Origin of the sequence: Bacillus sp. FSL K6-2944 (assembly GCF_038005385.1) — a bacterium.
GTDB lineage: Bacteria > Bacillota > Bacilli > Bacillales > Bacillaceae_G > Bacillus_A > Bacillus_A cereus.
The window spans coordinates 3,107,257-3,119,179 of the sequence record NZ_JBBOTE010000001.1; the positions used below are offsets into that span (position 1 = coordinate 3,107,257).

The window sequence follows — 11,923 nt, forward strand, 5'->3', positions numbered from 1 at the left end:
CTCTTTTTATTTTACTTACTCCAAATCTTTCTCCCAGTTTGGGCATCAATATAACGAATTTCCCGACTACAATCAAAAGGTTCTTTATGTTTTTCATCTGTCGTTTGTTTGTACAGTAGTTTGTATTTCGTTTCCTCTGCATCATGATCTACAAACCATTCTAATTTAACTCGGATAGCCGCTCTGTATATTTCTAACGCTTTTTCTTTTGTTACTTTTGGTGTTGTTTCATATGTAAGTAATTTTTTTATAAAGTTGCTAGACTCCCCCGAGTAGTGCATAACAGCACCATTTTCTGCATTGATGTTGATCATAAATTGGTTATACTCTGCCGGAATATCATTTATATATACAGAAAAGATAAATCTTTCAATCCCATCTTCTTCTGCTTCACGTTCCTCCCAAAGACGCAGATATTGTTTGATATCTGGAATAACTCGTTCTAAAAATTGAAGTGCTTTTTGTAAACATTCCTCTCTAGACAGTATTTGCTTTACTTCTTTATCATCTGTCAGTTTTATAAAACCAGTTAATTCATTGGTTAATTTATCAATTGTAACGCTAACTAAATTATTATATTTCAACATCGGTAAATGCTTGTTAAAGAATTCATTCATTAAATATGGATTCTTTTCTTCTTTCTGTTTTTGTAATTCCTCTTTCGGAACAAATTTCATCCTTATTTCATCATCATTTTCCGTCTCAACTACTTTTGTAAAACTTTCTTTATCCCAGTCAAATAAATCGAATACATCATCTTGTTGGCTACCCTTTTTTTGTTTTCTAACAGCCACTGTTGGCGGTAATTTATAATGATCTGGTCCAAATAAATCTTTACCTGTACTTGCATCAATAAATACATGACTAGGTTCTGGTACATACACAAGGTGGTACCCTTTTACTTCTTCTCCATTTTCATATTTACATAAAGAATGTGTTAAATCTACAAATACAAGCCTCATATCTTGTTTGGCCTTTAAGTTGTCTAAAACGATATTCTCCTCAACAATCTCACTTGGCCATAACGGCTTTTCTTTTATGCTTTCTCGTCCGTTATAATGAAAATTCACAACATTCCCTGAAGGATGCACTTGCACCACACATCCTGTATCCGGTAATGGATATCCATTTACTTCTTGCATATAATTTATTTCTTTCCAGCCACGCCAATCATCCTGGATAGTTACATATGTATAAAACTCTAATTCTTCTTCCACATGTTTTTTTATAAATACATTTGCAATCTCTCTTACCCTATTCTCCTCTATAACTTCCTTATCACTCGAAAAATAATTTCCATCATCTATCCTAAATTCAATTAAATTACCAGTATGTCTATTCAATGTAATTTGTATCGTTCTCTCCTGATCCTCTTTATGCTCCCACCATAATAGATGATACGGGTCATCAACCCCTTCTTGATCATCTACAACAAGACTATATTCATCTGGAATGTTAATAATATGAGCCACTCGCTCTTTTCTTTCCTTATCTTTTTGATTCATCATACCGCTCCCTTTATTACATTTTAAGGTAATTATAACAAACAAAACCAAGGAACTATAAAAAAAAGACTAGAGATATCTCTAGTCTTTTACTTCGTCTCACGATGTAACGTTACTCGCTTTAATCGTGGACAATATTTTTTTAGTTCGATGCGTTCTGGATTGTTTCGTTTATTTTTCTTAGAAATGTAATTACGATCGCCGCACTCCGTACAAGCTAATGTAATATTTACACGCATATTTAATTCTCCTTTCTTTCAAAGATCGCAACTAAAACGTAATGATTACGATTTATATATTATAAAACTTCATTCTATTTGTCAATTGCAAAAACAAGAAGATTCCATTTAGAATCCCCTTGTTTTTATAGTTAAATAAATTTTGTCCCGCATTAACGGGCAGTAAGACCCCCACTAATTAAAAGTTTCACTTTATTAAAACGATTCGTATGTAACAAATTCACTAATCGGCTTTCGATATCCTCGTGGGCGAGTTTTAGTCATATCACTTTTTCCTATCGTAATCATTAAAACAGGTACTATATGCTCCGGCATATTTAATTCACTTTGTACTGCTTTTTCATCGAAACCAATCATTGGACATGTATCATAGCCATAATATTTAGCTGCGTACATAAAAGTCATCGCGCTTAACGAAGCATTTCTAATCGCTTCATCCTCCATGAAACGCTCTCCTTTTCCTTCATATAAACCTTTCGTTTGCCTAATTGTATCTTCATATTCACATTCATCAATCATTTTTAAAACTTTCATACCGAAGTAAATATTTTCAACATTTTGGTATGCTTTTTTATCACCACAAACGAGCACTACCGCTGATGCACTCGATACTTTATATTGACCGAAAGCTAATTCTTTTAATCTTTCTTTTCGCTCTTGATCACGAATTACAACATAATGTGTGTGCTGCAAATTATAGCAAGATGGAGAAAGCTTAGTTAACTCAAATATTTTTTTAAAATCCTCATTAGGGATTTCTATACCTTGTATAAATTTCATTGCAGAACGTCTAGCGATTGCTAATTCTTCAAAGTTCACCATATATCCTCCTCAATAACTATAAATTCAAATATACATTAATTTATACAAATAGATAAATCAAATAAAAACACTTTAAATCCGAATAATAATTATGATTAACAGCAAAAAAGACAAAAAGCTGAAACAATTAGTTCATACGAAATTCACACGAATCTATTACTATAGAAACTGTACATAGTGAACTTATTAACAATCACGTTTATTTATATAAAATCTTACTCGAAAGGAGTTGAAAGTATGAAAACTAAATATCGCTTTATGATCTCATCATTTGCTGCTTGCGCTTATATGATTTGGTATTTAGTATAATAACGACCTCACTTGCAAATAGGAAAAGGTGTGTATATAAATGGAATATAATCAATCAACAGTTAACTACTGGAAAGCTTTTGTATTACCATATACATTTGCTTTAGAAGAGTTAAAAACTAAATTTGAAATTATGAACCGGGAAGCTCAATTTCTAGAGGATTACAACCCGTTTGAACATATAAAAACAAGACTAAAACAACCTGAAAGTATTATTAAAAAACTAGAGCGCAAAAGCTTATTACCAACAGTTGAAAACGCTCAAACACATTTACAAGATATTATTGGTATTCGTATTACATGTTGCTTCGTAGAAGATATCTATCATTTGAAAGAAGTCATTCAAAAACGCGAAGATATGGAAGTCATAGAAGTAAAAGATTATATCGCTAACCCAAAACGAAACGGATATAAAAGTTTACACATGATTATTAAATACCCTTTATCACTAAATTCTGGTACAAAAGATGTATTTGCAGAAATTCAGTTACGTACACTAGCAATGGACTTTTGGGCAAGTTTAGAACACAAACTTTATTATAAATATGAAGGGAAAATACCGGAGTATTTAAAAGATGAACTACATGATGCAGCAATGAAAGCTGAAGATCTTGATAATAAAATGGCCACAATCCGTCAAGATATTGATGATATTGAGGCATGCTCAAATCAAATTATGCTACCACTATAAAAAAAGGTTCTCGCCAATGAGAACCTTTTTTCTACCATTTTGGGAAGTACGACTCCTACACTTATTAAAGTTTCACGTTATTTTTTCTCTATTGTTCGAACCTCTTCAATCTTCCATTTATCCTCTTCTTTTCCAAGGGCATACTGTACTTTCTTTTGAAGAGTGATACTGTCGTCTACTTCCTTTTCTTTCGTTTCAACAATAACATACCCTACTTTACTAACTTTCATATCTATATGTTCCAATTCAATTTTCTTATTTCCCTTTTGAAATGCGGCTTCTTTTTGTGTTTTTAAGTCTTCAGCACTAGGCATCTTCTTTGAAAATAACTCCATATGTTCTGCAAGATTTTTTTCATTCGTCGTTCGCACAAATGTATGAATAACATCTTGAATAGATCTCTCTTCTTCTTTTGTTATTTGTACCTTTTCCTCAGTTTTTTTAGTAGTAGATTTTTGTTCTACATTATTCTCTTCTTGTTGACATCCAACTAGTAATACTACAAATACTAAAAGGAATCTTAATTTCCTAAATAACTTTTTCATATTCCCAACTCCTAAAAAGAAAAGTGAGGCATTTCGCCTCACTTTCGCTCTTAATTAGCGTCTTCCTTTATTCGGATCGCCACCGCCAACAATATCAAAGACACGTTTCGCTATATTTGTATTCTCTTGAACGCCAGAGAACAAGTATTTACCTGGACCAAATGCATATACGTTTACATCTTCCCCTGTATGTCCACCCGTTGTCCAGCCTGTAACCGAGCGCTTATTGAAAATATCTTCAATTGCATTATCAATCTTTGTTACATCTTTTGAAGGAGCTATATCATTTACAGCTTGAATTTCTTCTGGAGTTAATTGTAAATCAATATACTTTTTCAATGTTTCTTCTACATTTGCACCTTTTGCAATCTCATTTGCCATAAAGTCTGGTGTACGCTTTGCAGCTTTAATTGGATCTACTTTAAAGTTATACTCGCCATTGGCACCTAAAGATAATCCACCAGTAGCGTGATCTGCCGTTGCAACAACTAACGTATTTTTATCTTTTTTCGCAAACTCAATCGCTGCTTTGAAAGCTTTTTCGAAGTCTTCCATTTCACTCATTGCACCAACAATATCATTATCATGTCCAGCCCAGTCGATTTGACTTCCTTCCACCATTAAGAAGAAACCATTTTTATTTTTGTTCAAACGCTCAATTGCTGCATTAGTCATTTCTTCTAATGAAGGTGTTTTCTCATTACGGTCAATCATTTTATCTAATCCACCTGGTGCAAATAAACCAAGAATTTGATCATTTTTATCATTTAACAATTGATCTCGATCCGTTACATAGCTATAACCAGATTTCTTGAACTCTTCTGTAAGATTACGATCTTTTCTAACAAAGTTCTTTACGCCGCCGCCAAGCATAACATCTACTTTATGCTTCCCTTTAATTTTCTCATCAAAATAATCATTTGCAATTGCGTCCATATTTTTACGGCTAATGTCATGCGCACCGAAAGCAGCTGGTGTTGCATGTGTAATTTCAGAAGTTGCAACGAGTCCCGTTGATTTCCCTTTTTCTTTCGCTTGCTCAAGAACTGTTTTCACTTCCGCTTTATCATTATCAACTGCAATTGCAGCATTATATGTTTTAATCCCTGCTGACATAGCTGTTGCTGCCGATGCAGAGTCTGTAATATTTTCATGTTCATCTTCTGGGTATGTTTTTTGTGTTCCTACAAGATGCTTATCAAATTCTGTAGATTCCATTTCAAAGGTTTTTGGATTATCTTTCATATAACGGTGAGCCGTCATATATGAAGGGCCCATACCATCCCCAATTAATACGATAACATTTTTAATCTTTGCATTGCTTCCGTTCTCATCTGCATTAACCTCACTAGAACGAGTAAAATTCCATGTTGCTACCGAAGTAACTGCTAATGATGCCACAACTGCAAATGGCCATGCTTTTTTCACAAACTTTTTCACTGTCTTGTCCCCCTAATTAGGTTATTCATTTCCCACTATCAAATTTAATGGAAGACTATTAAGAGAAAATTAGCTGTATGTAAATTTTCTGTTAACTTATGTAAATATCAGTTATAATTTGTATAACTTTGTCTTTTTGTATCAATCATCCCGCCCTTTACAATTTAAATATAAACAAGTTGAATTTCATTTAACGTAAATCCCTTTTTTTACATTTTGACTCTATTTTTATGAAAACAAATAGAAATGCGGTGAGCCTTTATGAAAATAGTAAAGCTAAATGAGTCTTTTATTTTTGAATTACTTAATCTTTGCAAATCTGTTGGATGGTTACACGATGAAATTTTTATGAAAAAACAATTCGAAATGTATCTTTCTATCGGCACACTTGTAGGTTACATTCATGAAAACAAACTCATTGCGACTGGAGGAGTATTTCCCTTTCCAAGTAACTTCGCTTCCATTGGTATGTTAATCGTTCACCCTAATTTTCAAGGACGCGGATTAGGGCGCATGTTGCTAAATCATTGCTTGGAACAAATTCATCCAAAACAACCCATTGCACTTATTGCGACAAAAGCTGGCGAACCTCTATACACATCATGTGGATTTCAAACAGCAACAACGATTCATCGTTTTGAAAAGCAGACTATTAAGACGTATCCTTCTCACTTACAACAAGTACAAGAAGAAGACCTTATATCTCTTACTTCTCTGGATCAAATTGCAACTGGTATGAATCGTTCTCTACTTTACTCTTTGCTATTACCAAGGGTCGTATACTCTTTTAAAATTGAAAGAAATAACTGTATAGAAGCTTTTTCATTATGCATACAAAAGGGCAATATATTATGTATCAATCCACTTATCGCCAAGCAAGAAGAAGATGCTATCCAATTATTAAAAAAGATATGTGAATGTTGGAATGGTATAGTACGAATTGATGTTCCACACTCACAATTTACATTTCGTCAATTTCTTCAAACAGAAAATTTCCAAGAAACGCTCCTTTCACCTCTTATGATAAAAAATGGTAGCCAACTTCCTGGAAATCGTAATATGCTATTTGCTATGATAGATACAGCGTTATGTTAGAAAGGAGACACCTAATTGAAGCGATTTAGCTATTTTATGGTAGGTTGTCTTACTCTTACACTATTAGTAGGATGTAGTGCAGCAGAAAAGCCAGTAGAACAAGTAAAACAAGTTAAAAATACAATTACAGCGAAACTAGCTACCGAGGAAAAAATGGTAGAAATAGATGGTCAAACCATTTACTTTAAAAAGATTGGTAATGAAAAACCACCTTTACTTATGATTCATGGCTTTGGAGGGTCATCAGATGGTTTTCAAAAGATTTACTCCGATTTAGCAAAAGATCATACAATTATTTCTGTAGATGCTTTAGGATTCGGGCGCTCATCTAAGCCAATGGATTTTTATTATTCTTTTCCAACTCATGCAAATTTGTATTATAAATTAATGAAAAAACTAGGGTATGATTCATTCGCAATACTGGGGCATTCCATGGGGGGAGAAATTTCTCTAAATTTAACATATTTATATCCTGAAGCAGTTACTCACCTGTTATGAAGTGACCTTTGTCAATAGTTTTTCACCCATAATATTTTTCTTGATGGCATACAAAAGCTTCAGAAATAAGATCTATCGACAGTTAACCACTCTGTTATTCGTGGATTGGTTACCTCAGGTTAATGGTTCGTCGTTAGGCTCTTATAATCTCACTGCGTGGATCACACCTTTTCAAATTCTAATAAATAGCTTGTTTATCAGAATTTCAGCCATGCCAGAAGAGGTGAGTCATAGATAGCCAGACCTGTAATTCACTATCTCTGAAGCTCATCTATGCCATCAATTGATACCTTTGGTTTCTAACTATGAATGAATCAATCAACTTCATATCCTTCCCTCTTTATTTTCGGTGAATTTTACCTGTTTCTAATCCCCATATAAAACACCCCAGTTCTCTTGCGATAGCTGTAACGGCAACATTTCTAGGTTTCCCTTGATATATCATGCGATAATATTTTCTTTGTAACCTTTCTACAGCCTGATCCGCATAAGCAATCACTTCGCTTCGTTGCCCTTTTTGTCTTGCTTTCACTCGCTTCGATTTTAATCCGATTGTTCCTTTTACCAACGCATTTGCACATTCTACAAGAGTAGACCTAACGGTCGAATTTCCTTGTTTTGTAATCGAACGTCGACTGATTTTTTCTCCACTTGAGCTTTCGCTTGGTGTCAATCCTACATAAGCCATAAATGCTTTAGCCGTGGGAAAACGAGTGAAGTCTGCAATTTCCACATGAACAGTCATTGCCGATGTTGTATCTATACCTTTTAAGCATCTTAAATTTGCGATTGGTTCTTCGTACCTTTCACGATGAGATAATTCTTCTAATCTCAGACTGAACCGCTCAATTTTATCGACTAGAACATCATACTGTAATAGGTATTCGCCTAACGTTTCTTTGAATAATCCTTGTAGATCAAGATTCTTTAACCATTTCATATAAGCGATTGTCCAGCTTGATTTCCCTTCATACACATAGCCATGCCTTAAAAGGAATGCTTTTATCTGTTGTTTTATTTTTTTCAAAGATGTTTTAAAATCACCTAACATGCGGATATACTCTTTCACGGCAACATCCTCTTCTTCTGGAACATATACTTCTTTATAGGTGCCATTTGCTAAATTAAGAGCAATCATTTTGGCATCGAATTTATCATTTTTAACCATTTTATTTTTTGATGAACTGTACATTGTTGTGGGAGCTAAAATATCACAATCAATTCCATTTTGTTCAAGAAGATTATGAAGTGAATACCCTAAACAACCAGCCTCATATCCAGCTTTAATTTTTATATCTTCACCATATTTTGTTTTCAGTTTCTCAACGAATTTTTTTACGAGAGATACATTTGAAGCACATCGTGCTTCTCTTACAATTTCCCCAGTTGTTCCGTGTAGTGCACATAAGCTAAAACTTTCCTTGTGGACATCCATCCCAATATAGATTATATTTTCCATAGTGGCCTCCTATTATCATAGGGTATAACCCCATTCATAATGTTTTCATTCATTATTATGGGTTAAAATCCCTGACTTGATAATCTAGGAGGTCGCTTCATATTATCTTATTTTAACTGATGCTACAGGTGGCCCTCATACATTCGTTAATAAACAAGGCTCACCAAAACCACAATTGTCGACTGATTTAAATGCCGTTTCTTCTATTACAGATTATGATGAAAGCAAAGTGAAATTCAAACGTAATGATGAAGAGCATTATAATAAAATGAAATTATGGCCTAGACGTCTTAAAATTAATGCAAATGAAATAAAACAGCCAACTTTAATTATATGGGGCAGAAATGATAGTAGCGTTTCCTGGAAAGAAGGAGAAACGTATCATCAATTCTTAAAAAATAGCACTTTACATATTATTGAAAAAGGTTATCATGCACCATTTCGCCAAGAACCACAAGAATTTGTCGGGTATGTAAAAGATTTCTTTAAGAACAATCCGATTAAAGTTGAAAAATAACATAAACGGGTATCTCAAAATGAGATACCCGTTTTCATATATTAAGCAGCTTGCTTTTGGCGTTTTGGCGTTTTTGATCCTAATACTTTCGGGATAACGAAGCCATCCATTCCAAATTTCCCAGCGTTCATACCGGAAACAAGAACAAACATAGATAAGATAACCATCTCAGGGTTCACACCAATTGACCCACTAAACATATAGGAAAAGTTCATTACAAGACCAAAAAAGACCGCTGTTTTTGTTAAACAGCCTACAATTAAACCAATTCCGACTAAAATTTCTCCCCATGTTACAAGTGTATTAAACAAATCTACATTTGGAATTGCAAATTCTTGTAAGAATGATGCCCACCAAGATTGAACAGCCGGTTGTGCACCTTTAGATTTTTCAATTGCCCCTTGCAAATAACCTGTTGCATCGAATCCTTTTCCTTGTAGTTTACCGATTCCAGCCATTAACCATGTGTAACCAAGATATACTCGAATTACTGCTAATGCAAAAGAAACTGCTTTGTTTTCTCTTAAAAATTGAATAACCATATCTTCCTCCTAAAGTTGTAATTAAGTTAGTTACAGATAATATAATAACATTAGTTACTTATTTTTCAAACGTTAATTATGAATAATCTGTGACATGCGTATGAAACATTAAAAACTAACGTTTATATAGTAACTTTTATTACCTGTAAAAACTTGAACATATCATACCACAAGTGATAACCATTTTCATTGAAAAAATGTAAAAAAAATGTGAGTTAAATGTGAAACACGTTTATTCGAATATAGAATAAACGTGTTTCACACTAATTATAGAATCGAAATGTATGTGTCTCCTCATCAATTAAACTCGCTTCTTGAAAGGCTTCTTCTAACGTTTTCCCATGGTTAATAACCCCATAAAATAAACGTATAGTAAACATAAGTGCTGCATTTCCATCTACATAATCAATCGATCCAATATATGATTTCGCACCACTATGTAAAAAAGATTTTGCTAGATTTTGCTCCCCTAACGTGCACCCGCTATTTACAATATGTGTATTATGCAATTTTGCATATTTATAAATTTCTTCTGTACCAAAATACCCTCTCGGTTCATCTTGTTCATATACTTCTTCGCCTAACTCTTCCATGACAAACTTCCCTTCTTCACCATGAAAGCAAAAAATAATATAATTAATATCGTTAAATAAGTTCTTTCCAGAAAGAACTTCCACAAAATCTTTCGGTCTACCAATCCAATATGTCACAACCCTTGCACCAAAATATTCAAGAGATGCTCGGATTGATTGCGCCTCTAAATCCGAATTAAAACCAACTACTAATGCAATATTCAACATACAACCCCCATCCTATAATCAGCCCTTATCAATCAGAATTTTATGGGATAAATCCATTTCATATATGCCCGTTTCTTTCAAAAAATCTGATCTAGTTAAAACGACTTTCTGTAAATATTGCCTATATGCTGTAATTGTTCCATCGTGAGATACAATGCAAATTCTTTCAGCACCCAGTTCATAACACCAAAGAAGAAATTTATCTACTATTTGCTGAAAACTATTCTCTGAAATAGTGTTTATACCTTCCTTCCATAACTGATTATTTGAGCTTTTCTCTATCGAAAAATGCGGAAATAACTTTGTTATCATTCCCTGATCTACTATATAATCGCACGGTAATGTTCTCGCTACTTCTCGATAAGGAAAAATACGCGGAGATACATATGGATGAACGATTTTTTGACAAGCAACTTTCGCACTCCATATTGTCGCCGTTTGCAAAGTTCTAAGTGTAGGACTAGCAATTAATATATCCGCCTCTTGTAATGGCACATTGCATTGAAGTAATTTAGCCTGATTCCTTCCTTCATCCGTCAATGGCGGATGAAGCACTTTTAAACTTGATGGCAAATCCCTTGTATGTTCTCCTTCCCCGTGCCGAACAAAGACGATTTTCATCCCCTTCCTCCTCTCATTATGAAATCCTCTTACATATTTCTTCCCTATCTCATACTTTATTCCTGCTATATGAAAAACTGATATGTAAAACACTTTTTACAAGGGAGAAGTGAATCAAAAAATATAAAATGGATAACCATCTTAATTGGAATGATTATATGGGGATACATAAATGGATTTTTTAGTAGTGATAAAGTGAAACTTTAATCCGTGGGGGTTTTGTTCATCCCCCCACGGATTATTAGTTGAACCAATCGGGCTTTTACGGACAGTTGATCCCCACCTAACTTCTTTGCCTCCGCTGAATTTTGAGGTGGGGGTCTTACTGCCCGTTAATGCGGGATAAAACTGCTAATCCTTGGATTACAGATGATGAACGTGAAACAAAAATTAAACAAAAAGCAATTACGGCAAGCTGGTCCGGTGTTTTTATGTTTTGTACCATTAGCCTCTTAAATAAATGGTTAGGTTTAAGCACAAATGATAACTCACCGTACTTACCAGACCCTATCGCAGCTATTTTAAAGGCAAATGTAGAGTTACAAGTTTTACTCATGCTATTTGTTATGTATGGAATATTTTACTTACATTATCGAAGAAAATTAAGTGCCTAACTTCTAACTCATGATTATCCTCCTAAATGGTTATAGTAATCATGACAAAATGAAAGGAGAGATATAAACATGAGTAACTCGAATGAATTTTTAGATACACTACATGAAAAACAAGCAAAAGATGAACAAAATAGAAAGCGCCAAGGGAACGGAAACCCAGCGAAAAAAAAGCCAAATAAAACACATAAATAACAGTAAAAAACTGCCTAAAACAATCTTTTAGGCA

General features: G+C 33.8%; 13 protein-coding genes and 2 pseudogenes. 6 read left to right on the forward strand and 9 right to left on the reverse strand.

Annotated elements, in window-relative coordinates:
- Positions 1-11: 11 nt before the first annotated feature.
- The 3 genes from MHH55_RS15800 to MHH55_RS15810 all read right to left on the reverse strand — a co-directional run bounded on the left by MHH55_RS15800 (position 12) and on the right by MHH55_RS15810 (position 2,566).
- Positions 12-1,508: a YcdB/YcdC domain-containing protein gene (locus MHH55_RS15800; protein WP_139362412.1), complete on the reverse strand. Its 1,497-nt coding sequence runs from the start codon at positions 1,506-1,508 to the stop codon at positions 12-14.
- Between the two features lie 86 nt (positions 1,509-1,594).
- On the reverse strand, positions 1,595-1,744 hold the full coding sequence (gene rpmG, locus MHH55_RS15805) for a 50S ribosomal protein L33 (RefSeq protein ID WP_001265617.1): 150 nt from the start codon (positions 1,742-1,744) through the stop codon (positions 1,595-1,597).
- Positions 1,745-1,939: 195 nt separating this feature from the next.
- Positions 1,940-2,566 (reverse strand): nitroreductase family protein, encoded by a 627-nt coding sequence (locus MHH55_RS15810; protein ID WP_000245983.1) that lies wholly within the window; start codon positions 2,564-2,566, stop codon positions 1,940-1,942.
- 349 nt (positions 2,567-2,915) lie between these two features.
- Here MHH55_RS15810 and MHH55_RS15815 point away from each other — a divergent pair, with 349 nt between their 5' ends.
- The gene (locus tag MHH55_RS15815) at positions 2,916-3,566 is read left to right on the forward strand and encodes a GTP pyrophosphokinase (protein ID WP_000456230.1); all 651 of its coding nucleotides are present in this window, start codon (positions 2,916-2,918) and stop codon (positions 3,564-3,566) included.
- 77 nt (positions 3,567-3,643) lie between these two features.
- Here MHH55_RS15815 and MHH55_RS15820 read toward each other — a convergent pair whose 3' ends face one another.
- Entirely contained in the window at positions 3,644-4,111 is a 468-nt protein-coding gene (locus tag MHH55_RS15820) for a hypothetical protein (protein WP_000732796.1), read from the reverse strand.
- 54 nt (positions 4,112-4,165) lie between these two features.
- A complete protein-coding gene (locus MHH55_RS15825; RefSeq protein WP_000714912.1) occupies positions 4,166-5,551 on the reverse strand; it encodes an alkaline phosphatase in 1,386 nt (461 codons plus the stop codon).
- 261 nt (positions 5,552-5,812) lie between these two features.
- Here MHH55_RS15825 and MHH55_RS15830 point away from each other — a divergent pair, with 261 nt between their 5' ends.
- Positions 5,813-6,646: a GNAT family N-acetyltransferase gene (locus MHH55_RS15830; RefSeq protein WP_000706688.1), complete on the forward strand. Its 834-nt coding sequence runs from the start codon at positions 5,813-5,815 to the stop codon at positions 6,644-6,646.
- A gap of 15 nt (positions 6,647-6,661) precedes the next feature.
- Positions 6,662-7,141: pseudogene (locus tag MHH55_RS15835) on the forward strand (alpha/beta fold hydrolase); the annotation flags it as partial.
- 343 nt (positions 7,142-7,484) lie between these two features.
- Here the strand turns inward: MHH55_RS15835 and MHH55_RS15840 are convergent.
- Positions 7,485-8,603: an IS110 family transposase gene (locus MHH55_RS15840; RefSeq protein ID WP_340880263.1), complete on the reverse strand. Its 1,119-nt coding sequence runs from the start codon at positions 8,601-8,603 to the stop codon at positions 7,485-7,487.
- A gap of 103 nt (positions 8,604-8,706) precedes the next feature.
- Here MHH55_RS15840 and MHH55_RS15845 point away from each other — a divergent pair.
- Positions 8,707-9,120: pseudogene (locus tag MHH55_RS15845) on the forward strand (alpha/beta fold hydrolase); the annotation flags it as partial.
- Positions 9,121-9,161: 41 nt separating this feature from the next.
- Here MHH55_RS15845 and MHH55_RS15850 read toward each other — a convergent pair.
- From MHH55_RS15850 to MHH55_RS15860, 3 genes are all read right to left on the reverse strand, one after another.
- Entirely contained in the window at positions 9,162-9,662 is a 501-nt protein-coding gene (locus MHH55_RS15850; RefSeq protein WP_000236592.1) for a DoxX family protein, read from the reverse strand.
- Between the two features lie 263 nt (positions 9,663-9,925).
- Positions 9,926-10,462: a hypothetical protein gene (locus tag MHH55_RS15855; protein ID WP_000931925.1), complete on the reverse strand. Its 537-nt coding sequence runs from the start codon at positions 10,460-10,462 to the stop codon at positions 9,926-9,928.
- 18 nt (positions 10,463-10,480) lie between these two features.
- Positions 10,481-11,083, reverse strand: a complete 603-nt coding sequence (locus MHH55_RS15860) for a histidine phosphatase family protein (RefSeq protein WP_078186960.1) — start codon at positions 11,081-11,083, stop codon at positions 10,481-10,483.
- Between the two features lie 335 nt (positions 11,084-11,418).
- On the opposite strand from MHH55_RS15860, the gene MHH55_RS15870 reads away from it, so the two are divergent.
- Together MHH55_RS15870 and MHH55_RS15875 are read left to right on the forward strand one after the other, a co-directional pair.
- Entirely contained in the window at positions 11,419-11,697 is a 279-nt protein-coding gene (locus MHH55_RS15870; RefSeq protein ID WP_002026353.1) for a hypothetical protein, read from the forward strand.
- 69 nt (positions 11,698-11,766) lie between these two features.
- Positions 11,767-11,889, forward strand: coding sequence for a DUF4023 domain-containing protein (locus MHH55_RS15875; RefSeq protein WP_000071866.1), 123 nt, complete (start codon positions 11,767-11,769; stop codon positions 11,887-11,889).
- Positions 11,890-11,923 lie beyond the last annotated feature (34 nt).

What these genes read in the sequence shown, in the direction of transcription:
- MHH55_RS15800 (WP_139362412.1), bottom strand. Translation starts at nt 1,508, where the DNA reads ATGATGAATCAAAAAGATAAGGAAAGAAAAGAGCGAGTGGCTCATATT.
- rpmG (WP_001265617.1), bottom strand. Translation starts at nt 1,744, where the DNA reads ATGCGTGTAAATATTACATTAGCTTGTACGGAGTGCGGCGATCGTAAT.
- MHH55_RS15810 (WP_000245983.1), bottom strand. Translation starts at nt 2,566, where the DNA reads ATGGTGAACTTTGAAGAATTAGCAATCGCTAGACGTTCTGCAATGAAA.
- MHH55_RS15815 (WP_000456230.1), top strand. Translation starts at nt 2,916, where the DNA reads ATGGAATATAATCAATCAACAGTTAACTACTGGAAAGCTTTTGTATTA.
- MHH55_RS15820 (WP_000732796.1), bottom strand. Translation starts at nt 4,111, where the DNA reads ATGAAAAAGTTATTTAGGAAATTAAGATTCCTTTTAGTATTTGTAGTA.
- MHH55_RS15830 (WP_000706688.1), top strand. Translation starts at nt 5,813, where the DNA reads ATGAAAATAGTAAAGCTAAATGAGTCTTTTATTTTTGAATTACTTAAT.
- MHH55_RS15840 (WP_340880263.1), bottom strand. Translation starts at nt 8,603, where the DNA reads ATGGAAAATATAATCTATATTGGGATGGATGTCCACAAGGAAAGTTTT.
- MHH55_RS15850 (WP_000236592.1), bottom strand. Translation starts at nt 9,662, where the DNA reads ATGGTTATTCAATTTTTAAGAGAAAACAAAGCAGTTTCTTTTGCATTA.
- MHH55_RS15855 (WP_000931925.1), bottom strand. Translation starts at nt 10,462, where the DNA reads ATGTTGAATATTGCATTAGTAGTTGGTTTTAATTCGGATTTAGAGGCG.
- MHH55_RS15860 (WP_078186960.1), bottom strand. Translation starts at nt 11,083, where the DNA reads ATGAAAATCGTCTTTGTTCGGCACGGGGAAGGAGAACATACAAGGGAT.
- MHH55_RS15870 (WP_002026353.1), top strand. Translation starts at nt 11,419, where the DNA reads ATGCGGGATAAAACTGCTAATCCTTGGATTACAGATGATGAACGTGAA.
- MHH55_RS15875 (WP_000071866.1), top strand. Translation starts at nt 11,767, where the DNA reads ATGAGTAACTCGAATGAATTTTTAGATACACTACATGAAAAACAAGCA.